This is a genomic window from Variovorax sp. VRV01 (assembly GCF_014852545.1).
Lineage (GTDB): Bacteria > Pseudomonadota > Gammaproteobacteria > Burkholderiales > Burkholderiaceae_C > Variovorax > Variovorax beijingensis_A.
In genome coordinates, this window is sequence record NZ_JACVBS010000018.1 from 22,108 (window position 1) to 47,103 (window position 24,996).

Here is a 24,996-nt window from a genome sequence, read left to right on the forward strand (position 1 = left end):
CTCAGCGGCTGTGCGTGGACAGCGGGCTGTGGCCGGCTTTTTCGGATTCGGATGGTTTGTTGGCGGGCGTCTTCGGACCGCAGCTGCCGCAGCTGTCGCAGGAGCCGCAGCCCGAGGTCTTGGCAAGCGAAGCCGCCAGCTGCTCGGCGCGCTGCTGGTCGACCAGCCCGGCGCGGTGCGTGCCGGCCGCGAGCTTGTGCGCGGCACTGCGCCGCCAGCCCGCGGGCATCCAGCGCCAGACCGCATAGAACGCGGCGGCCGCGACGATCAATCCGACGATCAATTGCTGTGTCATGTCCGTTTACTCCAAGGCGCGTTCGAGACTAACCCAGAAACATCGCGCAAACCTTGCGGCAGGTCATCCGGCGCCCAGCGCCAGCGCCACGTGGTAGGTGATGAAGCATGCCAGGTAGGCCAGCGCGAACAGGTAGCCGGCCATGATCCAGACGTACTTCCATGAGCCGGTTTCGCGCTTGACCGCCGCCAAGGTCGAGATGCACTGCGGCGCAAACACGTACCAGACCAGCAGCGACAGCGCCGTGGCGAGCGACCAGCTGCCCGCGATCAGCGGCTCGAGCTGGCCGGCCACGTCGTCGCCGCTGGCCGAGAGCGCATACACCGTGCCGAGCGCACCCACCGCCACTTCGCGCGCCGCCATGCCCGGCACCAGCGCGATGGAGATCTGCCAGTTGAAGCCGATGGGCGCGAAGATGTGCTCCAGGCCGCGGCCGATCATGCCCGCCAGGCTGTACTGGATGGCCGGCCCCGTGGCGCCTTCGGGCGGCGACGGGAAGGTCGACAGGAACCACAGCAGGATCGTGAGCGTGAGGATGATCGTGCCCACGCGCTGGATGAAGATCCACGCCCGCTCGTAGAGCCCCAGCGCCAGGTTGCGCACATTGGGCCAGCGGTAGGCCGGCAGCTCCATCATCAGCGGCGAGTGCTGCTTGTTGTCGCGGAAGCGCTTCATCACCCACGCCACCGCCATGGCCGACACGATGCCGAAGACATAGAGCGCGAACAGCACCACGCCCTGCAGGTTGAACACGCCGCCCACGGTGCGCGCCGGAATGAAGGCCGCGATCAGCAGCGCATAGACCGGCAGGCGCGCCGAGCAGGTCATGAGCGGCGCGATCATGATGGTGGTGATGCGGTCGCGCCAGTTGCTGATGGTGCGCGTGGCCATCACGCCCGGAATGGCGCAGGCGAAGCTCGACAGCAGCGGAATGAAGGAGCGGCCCGACAGGCCCACCGTACCCATCACGCGGTCCAGCAGGAAGGCCGCGCGCGGCAGGTAGCCCGAGTCTTCCAGCGCCAGGATGAACAGGAACAGGATCAGGATCTGCGGCAGGAACACGATCACGCCGCCCACGCCGGCAATCACGCCGTCGACCAGCAGGCTCTGCAGCATGCCTTCGGGCATGTGGGCCTTCAGCAGGTTGCCCAGGCCCTCGGTCGCGGCCTTGATGGCGTCCATGGGCACGTTGGCCCAGCTGAACACGGCCTGGAACATCAGGAACATCGTGACCGCGAGCACCAGCAGGCCCCACACCGGGTGCATCACCACGCGGTCGATGCGGTCGCTGGTGGCCAGGCTGCCGACCGGCTCGCGCACGGCCAGCGCCAGGATGCGGCGCACTTCGCGCTGCGTGGCCAGCACGTCGTCCAGCCCCGGCGCCTGCCAGGGCAGCGGCGCCGCGGCGGCCACCGGCGCATCGAGGGCTTCGAGCAGGCCCTGCGCGCCGCCCGACTGCACGCCCACGGTCTCGATGACCGGCACGCCCAGTTCGCGCGACAGCACGGCCGTATCGACCGCGATGCCCTGCTTCCTGGCCATGTCGGTCATGTTGAGCGCCACCACCATCGGCAGGCCCAGGCGCTTGGCTTCGAGCACGAGCCGCAGGTTGAGCCGCAGGTTGGTGGCGTCGGTCACGCACACCAGCAGGTCGGGCAGGGGCTCGCTGCTCTTGCCCGTGACCACGTCGCGCGTCACGGCCTCGTCCACGCTGAGCGCGTTGAGGCTGTAGGCGCCCGGCAGGTCGAGCACGAACACGCGCCGGCCCGACGCGGTGCGAAGCGAGCCTTCCTTGCGCTCGACCGTCACGCCGGCATAGTTGGCCACCTTCTGGCGGCTGCCGGTGAGCAGGTTAAACAGCGCTGTCTTGCCGCAGTTCGGATTGCCCAGCAGCGCGATGCGCGCCGGCTGCGCCGTGGCCGCAAGGCGCCCCGGTCCCTGGATGACGGCCTCAACCATGGCTTGCGCCCTCCGCCAGACCCGGCGCCACGTGGATCAATGCGGCCTCATGGCGCCGCAATGCAAAGGTGGTGTGGCCCAGCCGCACCGCCAGCGGTTCACGCCCCGGCAGGCCGCGGGCAACGATGCGCACGGCCTCGCCCGGCACGAAGCCGATCTCGGTCAGTCGCAGCACGAGCTCGCGGTCGTCCGCCCCCTCGGGCCGTGCCACGTCGAGCACGGTGGCCCACTGGTTGTCGGGAAGCTGGTCGAGCCGCAGGCCGGAAGATGCCGGCGCGGCCCCGAAATGGTTGGTTTGCACGGTAAGAAAGTGCGCCGGATTCCAGGCGCGCCAATGGAGCAAAAGCTAGATGCTATCAATTCTCAATCGCAGAAACCTGACGAAGCCCCTTTGACCTCGCGGACCGGGTTCTTTTTTGGCCGGATTCCGGCTGCTCACGACGCATTCAGCCCAGTTCAATGATGCGCGCCGACACGGCATCGCCATCGACAATGAGCTCGGCCATTGCAATTGGCAATTTGAATCGGCGCGGCCCGGCGCTGCCCGGGTTGACGTAGAGCACGCCACCGCGCTCCTCGATCTTCGGCTTGTGGGAGTGGCCGGAGACCACCACGCGAACCCCGGCGGGGGCAGCGGCGAGCCGGGACAGGTCGTGTGTCGCATGCACGAGCACGCCGCCGGCGTTCAGCAAGGCCGTTTCCGGAATGCGCTCGGCCCAGGGCTCGCGGTCGTTGTTGCCCCGCACCACCGTCAACGGCGCGATGGCGGCCAGCGCCTCGAGGATGCCGGCATCGCCGATGTCCCCGCCATGCACGATGAAGTCGCTGCCCTGCAGCGCCGCCACGGCCTCCGGGCGCAGCAGGCCGTGGGTGTCGGAGATGAGGCCGACGCGGGTCAAGCCGCGAGCAGCTGCCTGAGCACGAACGGCAGGATGCCGCCGTGCTTGTAGTAGTCGACCTCGATCGGCGTGTCGATGCGCAGGCGCACCGTCACTTCCTGGTGGCTGCCGTCGGCGCGGTGCACCACGAGCTTCACGTCCATCTGCGGCTTGAGCTCGCCGCCGATCACCACGTCGATCTTCTCGTCGCCCACGAGGCCCAGCGTCTGCCATGAGTCGGCGCCGCGGAACTGCAGCGGCAGCACGCCCATGCCGACCAGGTTGGCGCGGTGGATGCGCTCGAAGCTGCGCGCCACCACGGCCTTGATGCCCAGCAACTGGGTGCCCTTGGCGGCCCAGTCGCGCGACGAGCCGGTGCCGTATTCCTCGCCGCCGAAGACCACCGTCGGCACGCCCTGCTCCATGTACTTCATGGCGGCGTCGTAGATGAACATCTTCTCCGGCTCGCTCGGCGAGCCGTTGCTTGCCCCGGGCTGGAAGTGCAGCGTGACGCCGCCCTCTTCCTGCGTGCCGTTGACGTCGGGCGGGATCATCAGGTTCTTGATGCGCACGTTGGCGAAGGTGCCGCGCATCATCACGTCGTGGTTGCCGCGCCGCGAGCCGTAGCTGTTGAAGTCGGCCTTGGCCACGCCGTGCGCCTTGAGCCAGATCCCCGCGGGCGAGCTTTCCTTGATGGAGCCGGCCGGCGAGATGTGGTCGGTGGTGATCGAGTCGCCGAACAGCGCCATGATCCGCGCGCCCTTGAAGCCTGCGTCCGAGGCGTGCGGCTCCATCTTGAAGCCCTCGAAGAACGGCGGCTCGGCGATGTAGGTCGACTTGGGCCAGTCGTAGACCTGCCCCGTCGTGCCCTTGATGCTGCTCCAGAACTTGCCCGGGTCGGTCTTGACCTTGTCGTAGTTGGCGCGGAACGACTTGGCGTTCATCGCATGGCGCAGGTTCTGGTCGATCTCCTTCGGGCTGGGCCAGATGTCGCCCAGGTACACGTCCTTGCCGTTCCGGCCCTTGCCCACGGGCTCGGTCATGAGATCGACCATCACGTTGCCCGCGATCGCGAAGGCCACCACCAGCGGCGGAGAAGCCAGGAAGTTGGCCTTCAGGTTCGGATGGATGCGCGCCTCGAAGTTGCGGTTGCCCGAGAGCACGGCCGCGCCGACGAGGTCGTTCTTGACGATGGCGTCGTTGATCTCGGGCGTGAGGTCGCCCGCGTTGCCGATGCAGGTGGTGCAGCCGTAGCCGGCCAGGTAGAAGCCCAGCTTCTCGAGGTACGGCAGCAGGCCCGCCTTCTCGAGGTATTCGGTGACGATGCGCGAACCCGGCGCGAGCGAGGTCTTGACGTGCGGCTTGACCGTGAGGCCCGCCTCCACCGCCTTCTTGGCCAGCAGGCCGGCCGCGAGCATCACGCTCGGGTTGGAGGTGTTGGTGCACGAGGTGATCGCCGCGATCAGCACGTCGCCGTTGCCGATGGTCACGCCGTTCTTGGGCGACGATGGCGCCGTGGCGCTCACATGGGCGGCCGCCTTGGTCGAGCGGTTGGCCACCATCTCGACCACGTCGCGCGGCGCGCCCGGCGGCGGCGGCGCGGCCTCCTCGTCGTCGCCCTGGCCGTTCACGGCGAGCGGATAACGCAGCTTCAGCCGCTCGGCCGGCTGGTTGAAGCCGTTGGCGTCGTTGGGCTTGCTGAAGAGTTCGGCGAACTTGGTCGACAGGTGGCCCAGGTCGATGCGGTCCTGCGGCCGCTTCGGGCCCGCCAGGCTCGGCGACACCGTGCCCAGGTCGAGCTTGACGATCTTGGTGTAGTCGATGTCGCCGGGCGCCGGCATGCCGAACAGGCCCTGCGCCTTGTAGTAGGCCTCGAAGCGCTCGACCTCCTCCCGGGTGCGGCCCGTGCCCTCGAAGTAGGCCACGGTCATTTCATCGACCGGGAAGAAGCCCATGGTGGCGCCGTACTCGGGCGCCATGTTGCCGATGGTGGCGCGGTCGGGCACCGCGATGGAGGCGGCGCCGGGACCGAAGAATTCGACGAACTTGCCCACCACTTTTTCGGCCCGCAGGATGGCCGTGACGTACAGCACCAGGTCGGTGGCCGTGACGCCTTCGCGCAGCTTGCCGGTGAGCTCGAAGCCCACCACGTCGGGCGTCAGCATGTACACCGGCTGGCCCAGCATGGCGGCCTCGGCCTCGATGCCGCCCACGCCCCAGCCGACCACGCCCACGCCGTTGATCATGGTGGTGTGGCTGTCGGTGCCCACCAGCGAGTCGGGGTAGTACACCGGCACCTCGGCGTTGTCGCTCGAGCTCTTGTAGACGCCGCGCGCAAAGTATTCGAGGTTGACCTGGTGCACGATGCCGAAGCCCGGCGGCACCACGCCGAAGGTGTCGAAGGCCTGCATGCCCCACTTCATGAACTGGTAGCGCTCGTTGTTGCGCTGGAATTCCAGCTTCATGTTGAGGTCGAGCGCCTTGGGCGTGCCGTAGTAGTCGACCATCACGGAGTGGTCGACCACCAGGTCGACCGGCACCAGCGGCTCGATGGTCTTGGGCGACTTGCCGAGCTTGGCGGCCACGCTGCGCATGGCGGCCAGGTCGGCCAGCAGCGGCACGCCGGTGAAGTCCTGCAGCACCACGCGGGTGACGACGAACGGGATCTCGTCGATGCGGTCGGCATTGGGCGCCCAGCGGGCCAGCTCTTCGACATGCTTGGCCGAGACCTTCTTGCCGTCGCAGTTGCGCAGCACCGACTCGAGCACGATGCGGATCGACACCGGCAGCCGTTCGACGCTGGGATATTGCTTGGCCAGCTCCTTCAGCGACCAGTATTTGCCGGACTTGCCTGATGCGGTCTTGAAGGTCTTGAGGGTGGACGCAAAGGCGTGCGCCGGTGCTTTGGCCATTGAGGAACTCCTGATTGTTCGTGGAAGCTCTTCAAGGATAGCGGGGAACGATGTCAGTTGCTGTAATCGGTCTTCCATCGCACGCCTTCGACACACGACGTTCCTCATCGCGAAAAATGCCGGATGAATGGGCGTTGCCGGCATCCCGCGCACTCAGGCCAAGGCCATGCCCGCACCGCCGCGCGTGCGGCGCAGGCCGGTCCATTGCAGCTCGGCCAGCACCACCACGCACAGCGCCTGCGCCAGCACCCAGGCCGTGCCCAGCGCCGTGACCGCGAAGGCGCCGCTCACCAGCAGCGCGATGCAGGCCACGGCCCAGCCGAAGTTGCCGGCCACCACAAGGCCGATCAGCGTGCGCGGTGGCGTGCGGCGGCTGGCCATCCAGGCCGCAGCGGCGGCATAGGCCAGCAGGAACACACCGGTTCCCATGAGCAGCGGCGCCGGCAGGCCGGTCAGCCCGGCAAGCGCGCCGGTGAACCCGACCTGCAGCGCACCGGTCGCGGCGCAGGACGCGGCGTCGGCCCACATCACGTTGGGCAGGAAGCGGGGGGATGCAAAGACGGACATGAGAATCTCCTTCGGGTGGTACGCCGCAAGCCAGTCCTGCCGCGTTGGAGCCGATGATTCCGCGCCGCCTGCGTCGCGTCGATGACCTCGGAGGTCATGGCGCGGCATCGGCACCGCGCCAGAATGCCGTCCATGAACACCACCCGCACCCACTCCACCCCGGCCGGCCAGCCCGGCGCGCGCGATCCGGTCGGCGCCCACCTGCGGCACTGGCGCACCCGCCGCCGGCTCAGCCAGCTCGACCTGGCGCAGGAAGCCGAGGTCTCGACCCGCCACCTGAGCTATGTGGAGACCGGCCGCGCCGCGCCCAGCCGCGAGATGGTGCTGCGCCTGGCCGAGCGGCTCGACGTGCCGCTGCGCGAGCGCAATGCGCTGCTGGTGGCCGCGGGCTTCGCGCCGATGTACCGGCAGCGCTCGCTCGACGATCCGGCCATGGCCTCGGCCCGGCGCGCGGTGGACCTGGTGCTCAAGGGCCATGAGCCGTTCCCTGCGCTGGCCGTCGACCGGCACTGGAACCTGGTGGCGCACAACGCGCTGGTGCCGATGCTGATGGCCGGCGCCGCCCCCGAACTGGTGAAGGCGCCCATCAACGTGCTGCGACTGAGCCTGCATCCCGAGGGCCTGGCTTCGCGCATCGCCAACTTCGCGCAGTGGCGTGCCCATCTGCTCGAACGGCTGCAGCAGCAGATTGCGGCCACCGGCGACGCGGTGCTGCAGGCCCTGCACGACGAGCTCGCAGCCTATCCCGCGCCGCAGGTGAGCCACGACACGCCCGCTGCCGACACGGAGCTTTCGGGCGTGGTGGTGCCCTTTCAGCTGGCCACGCCGAGCGGCGTGCTGAGCTTCATCAGCACCACCACCATCTTCGGCACGCCGGTGGACGTCACTTTGCAGGAACTGGCGGTGGAGTCCTTCTTTCCGGCCGATGCGCAGACGGCCGCGGCGCTGGCTGCACTGGCGGCGCAGCCGGCCGGCTGAGCGCCGCGCGCGCCTGCCGCTGCGCGGGACCTTCGAAGTCGTCGACCTGGATCACCTTGTCGGCGGCCTTGAGATAGGCGAGCGCCAGTCCCGGATCGGGTGCCGAGCATGCGGCCTCCTCGAACGAGCGGGTACGCCGCAGCGCCTTGTTGAGCACGGCCGCGGTGTCGCCACCGAGCTGCTCGCCCAGTTCCATCGCGCGCATCAGGTCGCGCAGGCCGCCGGCCGCGGGCTCGCTGAGGTCCGGCGCCAGCCGCTGGACGATGCGCGGATTGGTGCGCAGCAGCTCGGCCAGCGCCATCAGCTGCACGTCGCGCAGCGGCGCCAGGTGCGCGGTGCGGCGCAGCACCAGCGCACCGATCACGCGCCGGCCGGCGGTCGGCAGGTTGGCATACAGGTCGCGCAGGATCTTCCCCGCCTCGTCCAGCTGCAGCCGGATCGCGGCCTGCGCAAAGGGCAGCAATTCGGGCGCCGCATCGACCCGATAGCGCCACACGCTGGCACTGGCCAGGTACAGGTGCGCGAGCACGTCGCCCAGCCGCGCCGACAGCAGTTCCATGCGCTTGAGCCGGCCGCCGAGCAGGCCCATGGCCAGGTCGGCGGTGAGCGCGTACTTGGCGCTCATGCGCGCGATCAGCCGCGCCTCGCAGGCCAGCGCCTCGGGCGGCTCGCCCAGCACCGGCGCACCGAACAGGCTGTGCCACAGATTGGCGGCCACGTGCTTGCCGTGCGCGATCAGCGCCCGGCCCAGCGCCGTCTCGTCCCGCGCCTGCACGGCCGCCATTTCGTCGAGTACATGCGGATGGCAGCGGATCGCGCCCTGGCCGAACACGATGAGTGCGCGCGTCAGGATGTTGGCGCCCTCCACCGTGATGGCGATCGGTGCCTGCCGGTACGACACGCCGAGCAGGTTCGACGGCCCCGCGATGATGCCCTTACCGCCGAGGATGTCCATGCCGTGGTTCACGGCCCGCCGCCCGGCCTCCGAGAGCTGCACCTTGAGGATCGCGCTGGCCACGCTCGGCCGCTCGCCCTTGTCCAGCGCGGCCGCGGTGAAGCGCCTCGCCGCATCGCTCGCATAGAGCTCGGCCGACGTCTGCGCGACCAGCCCCGCAACCGCATGGAACTTGCCGATCGGAAGGCCGAACTGCTCGCGGATCTGGCCATAGCCGTTGCTCACGTAGAGCGCGGTCTGCTGCATGGCCGAGCCGAGCGCGGGCAGCGAGATGGCGCGGCCCGCCGCCAGGCACTCCATCAGCATGCGCCAGCCCTGGCCCACCTGCTTTTCGCCGCCGATCACCCAGTCCACCGGCACGAACACCTGGCGGCCATGGATCGGACCGTTCATGAAGGCGCTGTCCATCGGGCGGTGGCGCCGGCCGATCTCCATGCCTTCGTGCGGCACCGGGATCAACGCGCAGGTGATGCCGAGTTCGCGCTCGCCTTCGAGCCTGCTCTCGTCCACCGCATGGAAGGCCAGCCCCACGACGGTGGCGACGGGCGCGAGCGTGATGTAGCGCTTGTCGAAATCGACCAGGAAGCCGCGCGTGCGCCGCCCGCCGAATTCGCGCTCGACCATGACGCCCCGGTCCGGAATGGCCGCCGCATCGGAGCCCGCGTAGGGCGAGGTCAGCCCGAAGCACGGAAGCTCGCGGCCATCGGCCAGGCGTGGCAGGTAGCGCGACTTCTGCGCGTCGGTGCCGTAGCGCAGCAGCAGCTCCGCCGGGCCAAGCGAGTTGGGCACCATCACGGTCACGGCAGCGGCGATGTTGACGGTGGCGATGCGCGCCACCACCGTGGCGTGCGCGTAGTGGCCGAACCCGAGGCCGCCGAACTGCTCGGGAATGATCATTCCGAAGAAGCGCTTGTTGCGCAGGTAGCGCCACACCTCGGGCGGCAGGTCGCGCGCCTGGTCGATGGCGTGGTCGTCGAGCATGCGGCACAGCTCGCGCACCTCGCGGTCCAGAAAGGACTGCTCGCGCTCGCTGAGCCGGTTGGGCCCCATGGCCGAGAGCACGTCGAAGTCCGGGCGCCCCGCAAAAAGCAGGCCTTCGAAGCCGACGGTGCCGGCCTCGAGCGCGGCGCGTTCGGTGTCGCCGAGCGGCGGCAGCGCCCTGGAAAACCGCTGCATGGCCCATCGGCCGATCAGAGAGGCCAAAGGCATGGCGTGTCTCCTTGTTCTCCGCGACAAGCGGCGGAGACAGGCCATTCTTGTCGGAGAGACCCGCTCTCCCGGCCGGCCGAGGGCGCCCTTGCGTGTCGGAGACGGCCGGGGAGGCAGTCAAAAGCGGCACCCCAGACGCAAGAAAGCCCCGCCGAAGCGGGGCCCCTGTCCAATGCGCGGACCGCCTGAGGATCAGGCCGCGACGGCGGCGCCGGCCTCGGTCTTGTAGTCGTCGATCTTGTCGAAGTTCAGGTACTGGTAGATCTGTGCGCTCGATGCGTCGAGCACGCCCGTGGCGGCCATGTACTCCTCGCGCGTCGGGATGCGGCCCAGGCGCGAGCAGATCGCGGCCAGCTCGGCCGAGCCCAGGTACACGTTGGTGTTCTTGCCCAGGCGGTTCGGGAAGTTGCGGGTGCTGGTGGACATCACCGTGGCGCCTTCGCGCACCTGTGCCTGGTTGCCCATGCACAGCGAGCAGCCCGGCATCTCGGTGCGTGCACCGGCATTGCCGAACACGCCGTAATGGCCTTCCTCGGTGAGCTGCTGCGCATCCATCTTGGTGGGCGGTGCGATCCACAGCTTGACCGGGATGTCGCGCTTGCCTTCGAGCAGCTTCGACGCGGCGCGGAAGTGGCCGATGTTGGTCATGCACGAGCCGATGAACACTTCGTCGATCACGGCGCCGGCCACGTCGCTGAGCGTCTTCACGTCGTCAGGGTCGTTCGGGCAGGCCACGATGGGTTCGTGGATCTCGGCCAGGTCGATCTCGATGACGGCGGCGTAGTCGGCGTCGGCATCGCCCTTGAGCAGTTGCGGGTCCGCGAGCCAGGCTTCCTGCGCGGCGATGCGGCGCTGCAGCGTGCGGGCGTCGGCGTAGCCTTCGGCAATCATCCACTTCATCAGCGTGATGTTGCTGTTGATGTACTCGATGATCGGTTCCTTGTTCAGGTGCACCGTGCAGCCGGCGGCCGAGCGCTCCGCGGACGCGTCGCTCAATTCGAAGGCCTGTTCCACCTTCAGGTCCGGCAGGCCTTCGATCTCGAGGATGCGGCCCGAGAAGATGTTCTTCTTGCCCTTCTTCTCGACCGTGAGCAGGCCGCTCTTGATGGCGTACAGCGGAATCGCGTTGACCAGGTCGCGCAACGTGACGCCGGGCTGCATCTTGCCCTTGAAGCGCACGAGCACCGACTCGGGCATGTCCAGCGGCATCACGCCGGTGGCGGCCGCGAAGGCCACGAGGCCGGAGCCTGCGGGAAAGCTGATGCCGATCGGGAAGCGGGTGTGGCTGTCGCCGCCGGTGCCGACGGTGTCGGGCGTCAGCAGGCGGTTGAGCCAGGAATGGATCACGCCGTCCCCCGGGCGCAGCGAGACGCCGCCGCGGTTGGCCATGAACTCGGGCAGTTCGTGGTGCATCTTGACGTCGACCTTCTTCGGGTACGCCGCCGTGTGGCAGAACGACTGCATCACGAGGTCGGCCGAGAAGCCCAGGCAGGCCAGGTCCTTGAGCTCGTCGCGCGTCATCGGGCCGGTGGTGTCCTGCGAGCCGACCGAGGTCATCTTGGGTTCGCAGTAGGTGCCGGGGCGCACGCCCTGGCCTTCGGGCAGGCCGCAGGCGCGTCCGACCATCTTCTGCGCGAGCGAGAAGCCCTTCTTGGTGTCGACCGGGCTTTGCGGCAGGCGGAACAGCGTCGAGGCCGGCAGGCCCAGCGCCTCGCGCGCCTTGGCCGTGAGGCCGCGGCCGATGATCAGCGGAATGCGGCCGCCGGCGCGCACTTCGTCGAACAGCACGTCGCTCTTGACCTTGAATTCGGCGATGACCTTGCCGTCCTTCAGCGCCTTGCCTTCGTAGGGGCGCAGCTCGACCACGTCGCCCATGTTCATCTGGCTCACGTCGAGCTCGATGGGCAGCGCGCCCGAGTCTTCCATGGTGTTGTAGAAGATCGGCGCGATCTTGCCGCCGAGGCAGACGCCGCCGAAACGCTTGTTGGGCACGAAGGGAATGTCCTCGCCGGTGAACCACAGCACCGAGTTGGTGGCGCTCTTGCGCGAGGAGCCGGTGCCGACCACGTCGCCGGCATAGGCCACGAGGTGGCCGCGCGCGCGCAGGTCCTCGATGAACTTCACCGGGCCGCGCTTGCCGTCCTCTTCAGGGACGATGCCGGGGCGGGCGTTCTTGTGCATCGCCAGGGCGTGCATCGGAATGTCGGGACGCGTGGTGGCGTCGGGTGCGGGAGAGAGGTCGTCGGTGTTGATTTCACCGGCCACCTTGAAGATGCTGACCGTGATGCTCTGCGGCACTTCGGGGCGGCTGGTGAACCATTCGGCGTCGGCCCAGCTCTGCAGCACGCCCTTGGCGTGGGCGTTGCCCTTGTCGGCCTTTTCCTTCACGTCGTGGAACTGGTCGAACATCAGCAGGGTTTTCTTCAGGCCCTCGGCTGCCACGGCGCCCACTTCGGCGTCGTCGAGCAGGTCGATCATCGGGCTGATGTTGTAGCCGCCGAGCATGGTGCCGAGCAATTCGGTGGCACGCGCACGCGAGATGAATGCGTTCTTCTCGGTGCCGTGGGCCACGGCCGCCAGGTAGCTCGCCTTGACCTTGGCCGCGTCGTCGACGCCGGCGGGCACGCGATGGGTGAGCAGATCGAGCAGGAAGGCGCCGTCCTTGGCATTCGCGCTCTTGAGGAGCTCGATGGCTTCGGCGGTTTGCTTCGCGCTCAATGGCAGCGGCGGAATACCGAGCGCGGCGCGTTCGGCAACATGGTCAACGTAGGCTTGCAACATCTTCTTTTCTCCGGAAACTGGGCTTGCGGGTGTGCGGCACGGCAAGCAAGAGCCGCGCCGCACCCCGTGTGTGGGACTCTCTTACTTCTTGGCCGGGTCAGCGCCTTCGAACAGGCTCTTCGGCGGGTTCTTCTTCATTTCTTCGGAAAACGCGACCTGCTCGGCCGTCTGGCATTCGTCGGCAATGCGCAGGCCAGCCTTCTGGTTCATCAGCATCGACTTGTTGCCCAACTGCAGCCACATGGCGCCGGCACGGGGGTCTTCGAGGCGGATGGCGCCGGTGCGGCTTTCGACCGGGTGCATGCGGTACTTCACGCCCTTGGTCGACACGTTGAAGAAGCCGGGCTTCTTCTCGTCGGCCGTCACGGTCACGTCCGCGCCGAGTTCGCACTGGGCCTTGCCGACCGAAACGCGCTGGGCCACGGCCAGGTCGGCGTCGGTCAGCACGATGTTGGTTTCATCGGCAATGGGCGTCACTTCCTCGACGGCCTTGGCGGCCTTGCGGGTGACCTGCTTCTTGGCGGGCGCCTTCTTGGCTTCGGACTTGGCGGGGGTGGTCTGCGCGCTGGCAGCGAACGGAAGCGCCAGGGCCAGGGCGGCGATCAGGGCAATTTTCTTCATGGGTGTGTTTCCTTGAGGCTGGATTCGGAAGTTTCAGGAGGCCGCGAGTGCAAACCACGTTTTGGCTTCTGGCGGCAGCGCGCGCCCTGTTGCGTGGGCACGCGTCAGCACTTGCCAGAAATGGCGATAGCTCGCGCGGTCGTGCAATGTGCCATCAATTTGCGTCGGCGCCCAATTTGCGAGGGCCGCATTTGTAATGATTTTTGTGGCAACTTGAATCTGCGCCTCATCGGGCGCAAAAGCCTCCAGAATGGGCCGGATCTGGTTCGGATGGATGCTCCACATGCGCGTGTAGCCGAATTCGGCGGCGGCCTTGCGGGCCGCCAGGCGCATGGCACCGGTGTCGTTGAACTCGGTGACCACGCAATGCGAAGGCACCTTGCCATAGGCATGCGCGGCGGATGCGATGGCCAGCTTGGCGCGCACCACCAGCGGATGCGTGAACTGGCCGACCGCACCCATGCCATCGGCGGGGATGGCGCCCGCATGGGCGGAAACGAAGTCCATCAGGCCGAAACTCAGCGATTGCACGCGCGGATGCGCCGCGATCTCGAACGCGTTGTGCACGGCCAGCGGCGATTCGATCAGCACATGCAGCGGCAGCGCATCGGCATCGGCCGCCTCGAGCGCCGCCACCGCCTGCGCCACGTCGGCCACGGACTCGACCTTGGGCACCATCAGGTGGCTGAGCCGGTGGCCGGCGCGGCCGGCGATGGTGATCACGTCACCGGCAAAGGCGGGATGGTCCACCGGGTGGACGCGCACGCCCACGCGCATGCCGGGCTTGGCTGCCAATGCCAGTTCGGTCACCAGCACGGCATGCTCCGCCTCGCCGCCCACGGGGGCGCCGTCTTCGCAATCGAGGGTGACGTCGAACACGCAGGCGCCGAATTCGTCGGCCATCTCGGCCTGCAGCGCGAGGCTCTTCTTCATGCGCGCCTCGACGCCGCTGTAGTGGTCGCACACGGGCAGGCTCACCGCCCCGGCCTGCGCGCCGAGCAGCACTTCGGCGGGATGAACGGCTTTTGTCATGCTTTTCTCTGCGCCACGATGAACATGCGCGGGAAGGCCAGCAGCCGCTTGCCGTCGGTGCGCGCCGGATAGGCCTGGTCCACGCGGCGCTCGTATTCGGCCAGGTAGCTGGCCTGCAGGTCGGCCGGCAGGCGGTCGACGAAGGGCTTCAGCCCGGTGCCGCGCACCCATTCGACGATGGCGGCGGCATCGGCCATCGGGTGCTGGTAGATGGTGTGCCACACATCGACTTTGGCCGCGGCGGGCGCGAGCAGGTCGTAGTAGCCGCCCAGCGGCAGCAGCAAGGTGCGCAGCCGGTCGGCATTGCCGATGGGCTCGGCCCAGGGCGCCTCGGCGGCCACGGCGCGCATCAGGCGGTGCGTGGGCTCCTCGCGGTTGTCGGGCATCTGGATGGCGAGCACGCCACCGGGGGCCAGCGCAGCGAACAGGCGCGGGATCAGCTGCTCGTGATCCGGCACCCACTGCAGGGCTGCATTGGCGTAAATGAGGTCGGGCGCTTCGTCTTGCGGCGCCCAGGTCGCGATGTCGCTCAACTCGAAGCGCGCCTGCGGCAGGCGCTCGCGCGCGCTGACCAGCATGGCTTCGGAGTTGTCGGTCCCGACGACTTGCGCCTGCGGGAACCGATTGGCCAGCAGTTCGGTGGAATTGCCCGGGCCGCAGCCGAGATCGACCACGCGGGCCGCCTCCGGCAACGGCACCCGCGCCAGGAGTTCCTGTGCGGGGCGGGTGCGCTCGTCCTCGTAGCGACGGTAGAGCGCGGGGTTCCAGTCGAGCATGCCGGCCGGTCCTGCTTAGATCAGGTGCGCAACGCCGGCTTGTTCGCCTTGCAGCTCTTCGAGCGTCTTGTTGATGCGTTCCTGGCTGAATGCGTCGATTTCCAGGCCTTCGACCAGCTTGTACTCGCCGTTTTCACAGGTGACGGGGAAGCCGAACATCGTGTCCTTCGGAATGCCGTACTGGCCGTCCGACGGGATGCCCATGGTGACCCACTTGCCGTTGGTGCCCAGGGCCCAGTCGCGCATGTGGTCGATGGCGGCGTTGGCGGCCGAGGCGGCCGACGACAGGCCACGGGCCTCGATGATGGCCGCGCCGCGCTTGCCGACGGTCGGCAGGAAGGTGTTGGCGTTCCATTCCTGGTCGTTGATCATCTTGGCGACGCTCTCGCCCTTGATGGTGGCAAAGCGGTAGTCGGCGTACATCGTGGGCGAGTGGTTGCCCCAGACGACGAGCTTTTCGATGTCGGCCACGGGCTTGCCGGTCTTGGCGGCGATCTGGCTGGCGGCGCGGTTGTGGTCCAGGCGCAGCATGGCGGTGAAGTTCTTGCGCGGCAGGTCGGGTGCGCTCTTCATGGCGATGTAGGCATTGGTGTTGGCCGGGTTGCCGACCACCAGCACCTTGACGTTGCGGCTGGCCACGGCGTTGAGTGCCTTGCCCTGCGCCGTGAAGATGGCGCCGTTGACGGCCAGCAGCTCGGCACGCTCCATGCCCGGGCCGCGCGGACGCGAACCGACCAAGAGGGCGTAGTCGGCGTCCTTGAAGGCGGTCATCGGGTCGCCATGGGCTTCCATGCCGGCCAGCAGCGGGAAGGCGCAGTCGTCGAGTTCCATCATCACGCCCTTGAGCGCCTTCTGGGCCTTCTCGTCGGGGATCTCGAGCAGTTGCAGGATGACCGGCTGGTCCTTGCCGAGCATTTCGCCGGACGCGATACGGAACAACAGGGCGTAACCGATTTGGCCGGCGGCACCGGTGACGGCAACGCGGACGGGTTTTTTGCTCATGGGAAGACTCCAGAAGGTGGTGAAACGGTATCGGCGGGCGCGCGTGGCGCCGATGGTCCTGCAGGGCGGGAATCCTTCCCGCGGCGCAGGCCGGCCCGCATTTTAAGCCGATTCAGCAGGCCTCGTCTTATGTCTTATATAAGATATGCTCCAGGGTTCCGCCACGGCGCCTCCACCGCTGCCATGAATGTCCCCACCGTCCTCGAAGATTCTGCGACGCCCTCCTTCAGTCCGCTCTACCAGCAGATCAAGACGCTGATCCTGCAGAGCCTGCAGGCCGGCGAGTGGAAGCCGGGCGAGCCTATTCCCAGCGAGATGGACCTGGCGGTACGCTACCGCGTGAGCCAGGGCACGGTGCGCAAGGCCATCGACGAACTCTCGGCCGAAAACCTCGTGGTGCGGCGCCAGGGCAAGGGCACCTTCGTCGCCACGCATGCCGAGCAGCATGTGCAATACCGCTTCCTCAAGCTCGTGCCCGATGTCGGCACGCCAAGCACCGAAGGCCCCGCCGAGCGCACCATCGTCGACTGCCGCCGCCAGCGCGCCTCGGCCGATGTGGCGCGCGCCCTGGGCCTGCGCACGGGCGACGCGGTGCTGCAGGTGCGGCGCGTGCTCGCCTACGGCGGCGTCCCGACCATCCTCGAGGACCTCTGGCTTCCCGGCGCGCCGTTCAAGGGTCTCACGGCCGAGCGGCTGCGCGCCTGGCCGGGCCCGATGTACGCCATGTTCGAAACCGAATTCGGCGTGCGCATGGTGCGCGCCGAAGAAAAGATCCGCGCGGTGCTGCCCGATGCCGAGCAGGCCGCGCTGCTCGACGTGCCGCTGCAGATGCCTTTGCTGAGCGTGGAGCGCCTGGCCCACACCTACCACGACACGCCGATGGAACTGCGCCGCGGCCTCTATCGCACCGACACGCACCACTACCGCAACCAGCTCGGCTGAGCGCGCATCCAGATGGCATCACGACCCCACCGCATCGCAGCGCCAAAGATTCGTGCGCAACACGCCGCGAACTCCCTAGCATCCGACTGCAGCGCTGCGCCGACACGGGCACCTCCGCCACGCAATGGTGCATTGCAATAGAATTTTGCGTTGTTTGCATTCCCCGAGAAGAAACAAAAGCGTTCGCTCTCAGAACAAGCCATCAAGCCACGAAAGCCTTCCCCCCAATGACAGAGCTTGCAACTCCCCCCCGGCCGCCGCGCCGCGAATTCCGGAACATCAATGCCTTCACCGATCTCACGACCTACCGGCTGCCGCCGGCCGGCATCGTGTCGATCCTGCACCGCGTGAGCGGCGTGCTCATGTTCCTGCTGCTGCCGTTCATCATCTGGATGTTCGACACCTCGCTTTCGTCCGACTACTCCTTCGCCAGGTTCAAGGCCGCATTCAACAGCGGCCTTGGTTTCGTTCCGGGCTGGTTCATCAAGCTGGTGGCGCTCGCGCTGATCTGGGCCTACCTGCACCACTTCATCGCCGGCCTGCGCCATCTCTGGATGGACGTGAGCCACGCCGCCGTCACCAAGGAGTTCGGCCATACATCCGCCATGGTCACGCTGGCCCTGAGCATCCTGCTCACCCTGGTGCTCGGCGCCAAGTTGTTCGGCCTGTACTGAGAAGGAGCCAACCATGTCTGTGAATTACGGCTCCAAGCGCATCGTCGTCGGCGCGCACTACGGTTTGCGCGACTGGCTCAGCCAGCGCATCACGGGCGGCCTGATGGCGCTCTTCACGATCATCCTGCTCGCGCAGCTGATCTTCACGCGCGGTCCCATCGGCTACGACCTCTGGGCCGGCATCTTCGCGGCGCAGTGGATGAAGGTGCTGACCTTCTCGGTGATCGCCGCCCTGCTCTATCACGTGTGGGTCGGCATGCGCGACGTGTGGATGGACTACGTCCAGCCCGTCGGCATTCGCCTTGCCCTGCAAATTTTCACCATCGTCTGGCTTGTCGGTTGTGCGGGTTGGGCCATTCAAGTGCTTTGGAAGATCTGACCCCACCATGACCTACACAAAAGAACAAATCACCAAGCGCAAGTTCGACGTCGTGATCGTCGGTGCCGGCGGCTCCGGCATGCGCGCCTCGCTGCAACTGGCCCGTGCCGGCCTGAACGTGGCCGTGCTCTCCAAGGTGTTCCCCACCCGTTCGCACACCGTCGCTGCCCAGGGCGGCGTGGGCGCCTCGCTCGGCAACATGAGCGAGGACAACTGGCACTACCACTTCTACGACACGATCAAGGGCTCCGACTGGCTCGGCGACCAGGATGCGATCGAATTCATGTGCCGCGAGGCCCCGAAGGTCGTGTACGAGCTCGAGCACTTCGGCATGCCCTTCGACCGCAACCCCGACGGCACCATCTACCAGCGCCCCTTCGGCGGCCACACGGCCAACTACGGCGAGAAGCCCGTGCAGCGCGCCTGCGCCGCGGCCGACCGCACCGGCCACGCGATGCTGCACACGCTCTACCAGAAGAACGTCGAAGCCCGCACCCAGTTCTTCGTCGAGTGGATGGCGCTCGACCTGATCCGCGACGCCGAAGGCGACGTGGTCGGCGTGACCGCGCTCGAAATGGAAACCGGCGACCTGCACATCCTGCAGGCCAAGACCGTGCTGCTGGCCACCGGCGGCGCAGGCCGCATCTTCCAGGCCTCGACCAACGCCTTCATCAACACCGGCGACGGCCTGGGCATGGCCGCACGTTCGGGCATCCCGCTGCAGGACATGGAGTTCTGGCAGTTCCACCCGACCGGCGTGGCCGGCGCCGGCGTGCTGCTGACCGAAGGCTGCCGCGGCGAAGGCGCCATCCTGCTCAACAGCAACGGCGAGCGCTTCATGGAGCGCTATGCGCCCACGCTGAAGGACCTGGCGCCGCGCGACTTTGTCTCGCGCTCGATGGACCAGGAAATCAAGGAAGGCCGCGGCTGTGGCCCCAACAAGGACTACGTGCTGCTGAAGCTCGACCACCTCGGTGCCGAGACCATCCACAAGCGCCTGCCCTCGGTGTACGAAATCGGCGTGAACTTCGCCAACGTCGACATCACCAAGGAGCCGATCCCCGTGGTGCCGACCATCCACTACCAGATGGGCGGCATCCCCACCAACATCAACGGCCAGGTCGTGGTGCAGCAGGGCGACCAGAACAGCGCCGTGGTGAACGGCCTCTATGCGGTGGGCGAATGCTCTTGCGTGAGCGTGCACGGCGCCAACCGCCTGGGCACCAATTCGCTGCTCGACCTGCTGGTGTTCGGCCGCGCGGCCGGCAACCACATCGTCGAGTTCAACGACAAGCACAAGGAGCACAAGCCGCTGCCGGCCGATGCCGCCGACCGCACGCTGGAGCGCCTGAACCGCCTCGAAGCCGCCACCGGCGGCGAGTACGCGCAGGACGTGGCAGGCGAGATCCGCGCCGTCATGCAGCAGCATGCCGCCGTGTTCCGCAAGCAGGCCTCGATGGACGAGGGCGTGGTCAAGATCGCCGCCGTGCGCGAGCGCGTCAACGCCATCGGCCTGAAGGACAAGTCGAAGGTGTTCAACACGGCACGCATCGAGGCGCTCGAAGTCGACAACCTGATCGAAGTGGCGCAGGCCACCATGGTTTCGGCCGCCGCCCGCACGGAATGCCGCGGCGCGCACACGGTCGAGGACTACGAGCGCCCGGCCGACGACCCGGTCGCGCCGCTCGGCCGCGACGACGCCAACTGGATGAAGCACACGCTCTGGTACAGCCAGGACAACCGCCTCTCCTACAAGCCGGTCAACCTCAAGCCGCTGACGGTCGACTCCGTTCCTCCCAAGGTCCGTACGTTCTAAACAAGAACAACATCACAAGGTTTCACGATGAAGCGCACATTCCAGATCTACCGCTACGACCCAGACAAGGACGCCAAGCCCTACATGCAGACGGTCGAGATCGAACTCGACGGCCATGAGCGCATGCTGCTCGACGCCCTGATGAAGCTCAAGGCGCAGGATCCGACCCTGTCGTTCCGCCGTTCCTGCCGCGAAGGCGTCTGCGGCTCCGACGCGATGAACATCAACGGCAAGAACGGCCTGGCCTGCCTGACCAACATGCTCACGCTCAAGGGCACGATCGTGCTCAAGCCGCTGCCGGGCCTGCCCGTCATCCGCGACTTGATCGTGGACATGACGCAGTTCTTCAAGCAGTACAACTCGATCAAGCCGTACCTGCAGAACGACAACGTGCCGCCCGAGAAGGAGCGCCTGCAGTCGCCCGAGGAGCGCGACGAGCTCAACGGCCTGTACGAGTGCATCCTGTGCGCGAGCTGCTCCACCAGCTGCCCGAGCTTCTGGTGGAACCCCGACAAGTTCGTGGGCCCGGCCGGCCTGCTGCAGGCCTACCGCTTCATTGCCGACAGCCGCGACGAAGCCACCGCCGAACGCCTGGACAACCTCGAAGACCCGTACCGCCTGTTCCGCTGCCACACGATCATGAACTGCGTCGATGTGTGCCCGAAGAACCTGAACCCGACCAAGGCGATCGGCAAGATCAAGGAACTGATGGTGCGCCGCGCCATCTGATCCTTTTCCGAGAGAAACCATGCAAACCGCCGCCGACCCGTCCGAGCTGATCAGCGAACGCGCGCTGAGCAAGCTGAAATGGCGCTGCCGGCGCGGCCTGCTCGAGAACGACCTGTTCATCGCCCGCTTCTTCGAGCGGCACGAATCCCGCATGACCAACGGCCAGGCGGGAGCGATGGAGACCTTGATGGACCTGTCGGACAACGATCTCCTCGATCTTCTCCTGCGAAGAAAGGAGCCCGAGCCCGCATGGGCCGGGGCCGAGGTGGTCGAGTTGCTGCAGCTGATGCGCACCGACGGCGCGCAGCGTCCCGCAACCTCCGTTTCCTCTTCGCCCTCCTGAATACTCCTCTGAAAGAAACCCGAAATGAAAGCTTCCGATACCAAGGCCACGCTGTCGTTCAGCAACGGCGGAGACAGCGTCGAACTGCCGATCTACAAGGGCACCGTCGGCCCCGACGTGATCGACATCCGCAAGCTGTATGCGCAGACCGGCATGTTCACCTATGACCCGGGCTTCATGTCGACCGCCGCCTGCCAGTCGGCCATCACGTACATCGACGGCGACAAGGGCGAACTGCTGTACCGCGGCTACCCCATCGAGCAGCTCGCGACCAACTGCGACTTCCTCGAGACCTGCCACCTGCTGCTCTACGGCGAGCTGCCGGACCAGGCCAAGAAGACCAACTTCACCAAGCTCGTGACCAACCACACGATGGTCAACGAGCAGATGCAGTTCTTCCTGCGCGGCTTCCGCCGCGACGCGCATCCGATGGCCATCATGACCGGCCTGGTGGGCGCACTGTCGGCCTTCTATCACGACAGCACGGACATCAACAATCCCGAGCACCGCGAGATCGCCGCGATCCGCCTGATCGCGAAGATGCCCACGCTCGTGGCCATGGCCTACAAGTACACGATCGGCCAGCCGTACATGTACCCGAAGAACGACCTCAGCTATGCGGGCAACTTCCTGCACATGATGTTCGCCACGCCGTGCGAAGAGTACAAGGTGAACCCGGTGCTCGAGCGCGCGCTCGACCGCATCTTCATCCTGCACGCGGACCACGAGCAGAACGCCTCGACCTCGACCGTGCGCCTGTGCGGCTCGTCGGGCACCAACCCCTTCGCGGCCATTGCGGCCGGCGTGGCATGCCTGTGGGGCCCGGCCCACGGCGGCGCCAACGAAGCGGCGCTCAACATGCTCTACGACATCCAGAAGGAAGGCGGCGTGGAGAAGATCGGCGAGTTCATCAAGAAGGTCAAGGACAAGAACTCGAACGTCAAGCTCATGGGCTTCGGCCATCGCGTGTACAAGAACTACGACCCGCGCGCCAAGCTGATGCAGGAAACCTGCAACGAAGTGCTGACCGAGCTGGGCCTGGAACAAGACCCGCTGTTCAAGCTCGCCAAGGAACTCGAGAAGATCGCGCTGGAAGACGAGTACTTCGTGTCGCGCAAGCTCTACCCGAACGTCGACTTCTACTCGGGCATCGTGCAGCGCGCCATCGGCATCCCGGTGCCGCTGTTCACCGCGATCTTCGCGCTGGCCCGCACGGTCGGCTGGATTGCGCAACTGAACGAAATGATCGGCGACCCCGAGTACAAGATCGGCCGCCCGCGCCAGCTGTTCGAAGGCTCGCCCAAGCGCGACGTGCAGCCCATCGGCAAGCGCTGAACGCGCGCTGCTTGCGCTCAAGCCGGAAAGCTGCCCTCGGGCAGCTTTTTTGCGTCTTGGCTGACATCCGGCGCCGCGAAGCCGGCGATAGCCTGCAGAGCACTTAGTCGAAGGAGTTTCATCATGAAATCGCTTGTCGCATTGTTCGCTGTCGCATTTGCTCTTGCCGTGCCACTGTCGGGTTGCAACACTTGGAGGGGAGCCGGCCAGGACGTGCAGAAGGCAGGTGAAAAGATGGAGGATTCGGCCAAGAAGCGCCAATGACGCCTCTTTTGCTCATCGCGCGCCGACAGTAATGTCATCGCGCATGACGATGACTCAGGCCTGAAAACAAGGGGAAAATACGGGCTTCCATCTCCATACGAGATGCCAAGACCCGTATGACCTCTTCCGAACGCAATTTCGCACGGCGCATCGACCTCACGTCGCTGCAGCTGTTCGTGGCTGTTTGCGAACTCGGCAGCATCGGGCGCGCCGCGGAGCGCGAATTCATTGCCGCTTCGGCCATCAGCAAGCGGCTGTCGGACCTCGAAGCCACGCTGGGCACCACCCTCCTCTACCGCCATGCGCGCGGCGTCGATCTTTCCCCTGCGGGCGAAAGCCTGCTGCACCATGCGCGCTCGGTGCTCTACAGCCTCGAGAAGATGCAGGGCGAGCTCAGCGAATACGCCGAGGGTGTGCGCGGCCATGTGCGCGTGCATGCCAACATCTCGGCCATCGTGCAGTTTCTGCCGGAAGACCTCGGCGCCTTCACGCGCGAGCACGATGCGATCAAGATCGACCTCGAGGAGCACCTGAGCAACGAGGTGGTGCGCGCAGTCCAGGAGGGTGCGGCCGACCTCGGCATCTGCCACATTCCCGACGGCACCAACGAGCTGCAGACCCTGCCCTACCGCCACGACCGGCTCGTGCTGATCGCGCCGGCCGGGCACCCGCTGGCCGCCCAGGGGCCGATCGACTTCGCCGCCTCGCTCGATTTCGACCACGTCGGCCTGCACACCAATAGCTCGATCTACGTGGCGATGCACCAGGCCGCGCTCGAGGCCGGCCGCAGCGTCAGGCTGCGCATCCACGTGACCGGGCTCGACGCGATGTGCCGCATGATCGACAACGGGCTGGGCATCGGCGTGATGCCGCAGCGCGCCTTCGAACTGCTGCAGGCGGGCATCGGCAGCCGCCTGCGCAGCGTGGCGCTGAACGACGCCTGGTCCCGGCGCGAGATTCGCCTGGTGGCGCGCGACTTCTCCACCCTGCCGGTGGCCGCGCGCACGCTGGTCAACCATCTGCACACGCCCACGGCCGCCCACGATGCTGCCGAGCCGCTCGCCGCCTAGAACGCAAGACAATCCACCTCCCCACGAAAGACAAGAGAAGAGAACGACATGGCACGCACGCTCTACGACAAGATCTGGGACGAACACGTCGTCCACACCGAGGAAGACGGCACCGCGATCCTCTACATCGACCGCCATCTGGTGCACGAAGTCACCAGCCCGCAGGCCTTCGAGGGCCTGCGCGTGGCCGGCCGCAAGCTGTGGCGCATCAGCTCGGTGGTGGCCACGGCCGACCACAACACGCCGACCACCGGCTGGGAGCGCGGCTATGAAGGCATTGCCGACCCGACCAGCAAGGAGCAGGTCACCACGCTCGACAAGAACATCGCGGAATTCGGCGCCGCCGCGTTCTTTCCGTTCCTGAGCAAGCGCCAGGGCATCGTGCACGTGATCGGGCCCGAATCGGGCGCCACGCTGCCCGGCATGACCGTGGTCTGCGGCGACTCGCACACCTCCACCCACGGCGCCTTCGGCGCGCTCGCGCACGGCATCGGCACCAGCGAGGTCGAGCACGTCATGGCCACGCAGACGCTGCTCGGCAAGAAGGCGAAGAACATGCTCGTGAAGGTCGAGGGCAAGCTGCCCTTCGGCTGCACCGCCAAGGACATCGTGCTGGCCATCATCGGCAAGATCGGCACGGCCGGCGGCACGGGCTACACGATCGAGTTCGCGGGCTCGGCGATCCGCGACCTGAGCATGGAAGGCCGCATGACGGTCTGCAACATGGCCATCGAGGCCGGTGCGCGCGCCGGCCTCGTGGCGGTCGACGAAAAGACGATCAGCTACGTCAAGGGCCGGCCGCTCGCACCCACGGGTGTGGAGTGGGACCAGGCCGTGGCCTACTGGCGCACGCTGCAGTCCGACCCCGGCGCCACGTTCGACGCCGTGGTCGAACTCGACGCCACGCAGATCCAGCCGCAGGTCACCTGGGGCACCTCGCCCGAGATGGTGGTCGACATCAACGGCCGCGTGCCAGATCCCGACAAGGAAAAGGACGCCAGCAAGCGCAGCGCCATCGAGCGTGCGCTGGTCTACATGGGCCTGGAGCCGAACAAGGCGATGAACGACATCTTCGTCGACAAGGTGTTCATCGGCTCGTGCACCAACAGCCGCATCGAGGACATGCGCGAAGCCGCCGCCGTGGTGAAGAAGCTGGGCCAGAAAGTGGCCAAGAACGTCAAGCTCGCGCTGGTGGTGCCCGGATCGGGCGTGGTGAAGGAGCAGGCCGAGCGCGAAGGGCTCGACCTGATCTTCAAGGCCGCGGGCTTCGAATGGCGCGAGCCCGGCTGCTCGATGTGCCTGGCCATGAACGCCGACCGCCTGGAGCCCGGCGAGCGCTGCGCCTCCACCAGCAACCGCAACTTCGAAGGCCGCCAGGGAGCCGGCGGCCGCACCCACCTCGTGAGCCCGGCCATGGCCGCCGCGGCCGCGGTGCACGGCCACTTCGTCGACGTGCGCACCTTCGCCTGATCCGGATCT

At 67.1% G+C, this 24,996-nt stretch carries 23 protein-coding genes; 11 read left to right on the forward strand and 12 right to left on the reverse strand.

What is annotated here, in order from left to right; translation table 11 throughout:
* Position 1: 1 nt before the first annotated feature.
* From IB278_RS26200 to IB278_RS26225, 6 genes are all read right to left on the reverse strand, one after another.
* Positions 2 to 295 (reverse strand): DUF6587 family protein, encoded by a 294-nt coding sequence (locus tag IB278_RS26200; RefSeq protein WP_192326626.1) that lies wholly within the window; start codon positions 293 to 295, stop codon positions 2 to 4.
* A 63-nt stretch (positions 296 to 358) separates the two neighbouring features.
* Positions 359 to 2,254 carry a ferrous iron transporter B gene (gene feoB, locus IB278_RS26205; RefSeq protein WP_192326628.1) on the reverse strand — a complete coding sequence of 632 codons (1,896 nt, stop codon included), beginning with the start codon at positions 2,252 to 2,254 and terminating at the stop codon, positions 359 to 361.
* On the reverse strand, positions 2,247 to 2,555 hold the full coding sequence (locus tag IB278_RS26210) for a FeoA family protein (protein WP_026283843.1): 309 nt from the start codon (positions 2,553 to 2,555) through the stop codon (positions 2,247 to 2,249). The genes feoB and IB278_RS26210 overlap by 8 nt, the downstream gene beginning before the upstream one ends.
* Positions 2,556 to 2,700: 145 nt before the next feature.
* Complete coding sequence (locus IB278_RS26215) at positions 2,701 to 3,153, reverse strand: metallophosphoesterase family protein (protein WP_192326631.1); 453 nt, start codon at positions 3,151 to 3,153, stop codon at positions 2,701 to 2,703.
* Positions 3,150 to 6,044 (reverse strand): aconitate hydratase, encoded by a 2,895-nt coding sequence (locus tag IB278_RS26220; protein ID WP_192326634.1) that lies wholly within the window; start codon positions 6,042 to 6,044, stop codon positions 3,150 to 3,152. The genes IB278_RS26215 and IB278_RS26220 overlap by 4 nt, the downstream gene beginning before the upstream one ends.
* 153 nt (positions 6,045 to 6,197) lie before the next feature.
* The gene (locus tag IB278_RS26225; RefSeq protein WP_145741508.1) at positions 6,198 to 6,611 is read right to left on the reverse strand and encodes a hypothetical protein; all 414 of its coding nucleotides are present in this window, start codon (positions 6,609 to 6,611) and stop codon (positions 6,198 to 6,200) included.
* A 132-nt stretch (positions 6,612 to 6,743) separates the two neighbouring features.
* On the opposite strand from IB278_RS26225, the gene IB278_RS26230 reads away from it, so the two are divergent.
* Complete coding sequence (locus tag IB278_RS26230) at positions 6,744 to 7,589, forward strand: helix-turn-helix domain-containing protein (protein ID WP_192326642.1); 846 nt, start codon at positions 6,744 to 6,746, stop codon at positions 7,587 to 7,589.
* On the opposite strand, the gene IB278_RS26235 is transcribed toward IB278_RS26230, so the two are convergent.
* The 6 genes from IB278_RS26235 to IB278_RS26260 form a co-directional block, all read right to left on the reverse strand.
* Complete coding sequence (locus IB278_RS26235; RefSeq protein ID WP_192326643.1) at positions 7,495 to 9,753, reverse strand: acyl-CoA dehydrogenase; 2,259 nt, start codon at positions 9,751 to 9,753, stop codon at positions 7,495 to 7,497. The two genes, IB278_RS26230 and IB278_RS26235, sit on opposite strands and share 95 nt — an antisense overlap.
* Positions 9,754 to 9,945: 192 nt before the next feature.
* Complete coding sequence (locus tag IB278_RS26240; RefSeq protein WP_145741502.1) at positions 9,946 to 12,534, reverse strand: bifunctional aconitate hydratase 2/2-methylisocitrate dehydratase; 2,589 nt, start codon at positions 12,532 to 12,534, stop codon at positions 9,946 to 9,948.
* A gap of 81 nt (positions 12,535 to 12,615) precedes the next feature.
* Positions 12,616 to 13,155, reverse strand: a complete 540-nt coding sequence (locus tag IB278_RS26245; RefSeq protein ID WP_145741500.1) for a hypothetical protein — start codon at positions 13,153 to 13,155, stop codon at positions 12,616 to 12,618.
* A gap of 33 nt (positions 13,156 to 13,188) precedes the next feature.
* The gene (locus IB278_RS26250; protein ID WP_145741498.1) at positions 13,189 to 14,187 is read right to left on the reverse strand and encodes an HpcH/HpaI aldolase/citrate lyase family protein; all 999 of its coding nucleotides are present in this window, start codon (positions 14,185 to 14,187) and stop codon (positions 13,189 to 13,191) included.
* Positions 14,184 to 14,963, reverse strand: coding sequence for a trans-aconitate 2-methyltransferase (gene tam / locus IB278_RS26255; RefSeq protein ID WP_145741496.1), 780 nt, complete (start codon positions 14,961 to 14,963; stop codon positions 14,184 to 14,186). Before tam ends, IB278_RS26250 begins: the two co-directional genes overlap by 4 nt.
* Positions 14,964 to 14,978: 15 nt before the next feature.
* The gene (locus tag IB278_RS26260) at positions 14,979 to 15,965 is read right to left on the reverse strand and encodes a malate dehydrogenase (RefSeq protein WP_145741494.1); all 987 of its coding nucleotides are present in this window, start codon (positions 15,963 to 15,965) and stop codon (positions 14,979 to 14,981) included.
* Positions 15,966 to 16,148: 183 nt separating this feature from the next.
* Between IB278_RS26260 and IB278_RS26265 the strand changes: the two genes are divergently transcribed.
* The 10 genes from IB278_RS26265 (at position 16,149) to leuC (ending at position 24,987) form a co-directional block, all read left to right on the forward strand.
* On the forward strand, positions 16,149 to 16,907 hold the full coding sequence (locus IB278_RS26265; RefSeq protein ID WP_145741492.1) for a GntR family transcriptional regulator: 759 nt from the start codon (positions 16,149 to 16,151) through the stop codon (positions 16,905 to 16,907).
* A 227-nt stretch (positions 16,908 to 17,134) separates the two neighbouring features.
* Complete coding sequence (gene sdhC, locus IB278_RS26270) at positions 17,135 to 17,581, forward strand: succinate dehydrogenase, cytochrome b556 subunit (protein ID WP_145741490.1); 447 nt, start codon at positions 17,135 to 17,137, stop codon at positions 17,579 to 17,581.
* A 13-nt stretch (positions 17,582 to 17,594) separates the two neighbouring features.
* Positions 17,595 to 17,960 carry a succinate dehydrogenase, hydrophobic membrane anchor protein gene (gene sdhD, locus IB278_RS26275; protein WP_028254163.1) on the forward strand — a complete coding sequence of 122 codons (366 nt, stop codon included), beginning with the start codon at positions 17,595 to 17,597 and terminating at the stop codon, positions 17,958 to 17,960.
* A gap of 7 nt (positions 17,961 to 17,967) precedes the next feature.
* The gene (gene sdhA / locus IB278_RS26280; protein WP_145741488.1) at positions 17,968 to 19,776 is read left to right on the forward strand and encodes a succinate dehydrogenase flavoprotein subunit; all 1,809 of its coding nucleotides are present in this window, start codon (positions 17,968 to 17,970) and stop codon (positions 19,774 to 19,776) included.
* A 27-nt stretch (positions 19,777 to 19,803) separates the two neighbouring features.
* A complete protein-coding gene (locus IB278_RS26285; RefSeq protein ID WP_012746572.1) occupies positions 19,804 to 20,505 on the forward strand; it encodes a succinate dehydrogenase iron-sulfur subunit in 702 nt (233 codons plus the stop codon).
* A 19-nt stretch (positions 20,506 to 20,524) separates the two neighbouring features.
* A complete protein-coding gene (locus tag IB278_RS26290) occupies positions 20,525 to 20,848 on the forward strand; it encodes a succinate dehydrogenase assembly factor 2 (protein WP_145741486.1) in 324 nt (107 codons plus the stop codon).
* A 24-nt stretch (positions 20,849 to 20,872) separates the two neighbouring features.
* Positions 20,873 to 22,183, forward strand: a complete 1,311-nt coding sequence (gene gltA, locus IB278_RS26295) for a citrate synthase (protein WP_021006166.1) — start codon at positions 20,873 to 20,875, stop codon at positions 22,181 to 22,183.
* Between the two features lie 123 nt (positions 22,184 to 22,306).
* On the forward strand, positions 22,307 to 22,447 hold the full coding sequence (locus IB278_RS26300; RefSeq protein WP_145741484.1) for an entericidin A/B family lipoprotein: 141 nt from the start codon (positions 22,307 to 22,309) through the stop codon (positions 22,445 to 22,447).
* A gap of 116 nt (positions 22,448 to 22,563) precedes the next feature.
* Positions 22,564 to 23,517, forward strand: a complete 954-nt coding sequence (locus IB278_RS26305; protein WP_145741482.1) for a LysR substrate-binding domain-containing protein — start codon at positions 22,564 to 22,566, stop codon at positions 23,515 to 23,517.
* A gap of 48 nt (positions 23,518 to 23,565) precedes the next feature.
* Entirely contained in the window at positions 23,566 to 24,987 is a 1,422-nt protein-coding gene (gene leuC / locus IB278_RS26310; RefSeq protein ID WP_145741480.1) for a 3-isopropylmalate dehydratase large subunit, read from the forward strand.
* The last annotated feature ends 9 nt before the right edge of the window (positions 24,988 to 24,996 follow it).

What these genes read in the sequence shown, in the direction of transcription:
- IB278_RS26200 (WP_192326626.1), bottom strand. Translation starts at nt 295, where the DNA reads ATGACACAGCAATTGATCGTCGGATTGATCGTCGCGGCCGCCGCGTTC.
- feoB (WP_192326628.1), bottom strand. Translation starts at nt 2,254, where the DNA reads ATGGTTGAGGCCGTCATCCAGGGACCGGGGCGCCTTGCGGCCACGGCG.
- IB278_RS26220 (WP_192326634.1), bottom strand. Translation starts at nt 6,044, where the DNA reads ATGGCCAAAGCACCGGCGCACGCCTTTGCGTCCACCCTCAAGACCTTC.
- IB278_RS26225 (WP_145741508.1), bottom strand. Translation starts at nt 6,611, where the DNA reads ATGTCCGTCTTTGCATCCCCCCGCTTCCTGCCCAACGTGATGTGGGCC.
- IB278_RS26230 (WP_192326642.1), top strand. Translation starts at nt 6,744, where the DNA reads ATGAACACCACCCGCACCCACTCCACCCCGGCCGGCCAGCCCGGCGCG.
- IB278_RS26235 (WP_192326643.1), bottom strand. Translation starts at nt 9,753, where the DNA reads ATGCCTTTGGCCTCTCTGATCGGCCGATGGGCCATGCAGCGGTTTTCC.
- IB278_RS26240 (WP_145741502.1), bottom strand. Translation starts at nt 12,534, where the DNA reads ATGTTGCAAGCCTACGTTGACCATGTTGCCGAACGCGCCGCGCTCGGT.
- IB278_RS26245 (WP_145741500.1), bottom strand. Translation starts at nt 13,155, where the DNA reads ATGAAGAAAATTGCCCTGATCGCCGCCCTGGCCCTGGCGCTTCCGTTC.
- IB278_RS26250 (WP_145741498.1), bottom strand. Translation starts at nt 14,187, where the DNA reads ATGACAAAAGCCGTTCATCCCGCCGAAGTGCTGCTCGGCGCGCAGGCC.
- tam (WP_145741496.1), bottom strand. Translation starts at nt 14,963, where the DNA reads ATGCTCGACTGGAACCCCGCGCTCTACCGTCGCTACGAGGACGAGCGC.
- IB278_RS26260 (WP_145741494.1), bottom strand. Translation starts at nt 15,965, where the DNA reads ATGAGCAAAAAACCCGTCCGCGTTGCCGTCACCGGTGCCGCCGGCCAA.
- IB278_RS26265 (WP_145741492.1), top strand. Translation starts at nt 16,149, where the DNA reads ATGAATGTCCCCACCGTCCTCGAAGATTCTGCGACGCCCTCCTTCAGT.
- sdhC (WP_145741490.1), top strand. Translation starts at nt 17,135, where the DNA reads ATGACAGAGCTTGCAACTCCCCCCCGGCCGCCGCGCCGCGAATTCCGG.
- sdhD (WP_028254163.1), top strand. Translation starts at nt 17,595, where the DNA reads ATGTCTGTGAATTACGGCTCCAAGCGCATCGTCGTCGGCGCGCACTAC.
- sdhA (WP_145741488.1), top strand. Translation starts at nt 17,968, where the DNA reads ATGACCTACACAAAAGAACAAATCACCAAGCGCAAGTTCGACGTCGTG.
- IB278_RS26285 (WP_012746572.1), top strand. Translation starts at nt 19,804, where the DNA reads ATGAAGCGCACATTCCAGATCTACCGCTACGACCCAGACAAGGACGCC.
- IB278_RS26290 (WP_145741486.1), top strand. Translation starts at nt 20,525, where the DNA reads ATGCAAACCGCCGCCGACCCGTCCGAGCTGATCAGCGAACGCGCGCTG.
- gltA (WP_021006166.1), top strand. Translation starts at nt 20,873, where the DNA reads ATGAAAGCTTCCGATACCAAGGCCACGCTGTCGTTCAGCAACGGCGGA.
- IB278_RS26300 (WP_145741484.1), top strand. Translation starts at nt 22,307, where the DNA reads ATGAAATCGCTTGTCGCATTGTTCGCTGTCGCATTTGCTCTTGCCGTG.
- IB278_RS26305 (WP_145741482.1), top strand. Translation starts at nt 22,564, where the DNA reads ATGACCTCTTCCGAACGCAATTTCGCACGGCGCATCGACCTCACGTCG.
- leuC (WP_145741480.1), top strand. Translation starts at nt 23,566, where the DNA reads ATGGCACGCACGCTCTACGACAAGATCTGGGACGAACACGTCGTCCAC.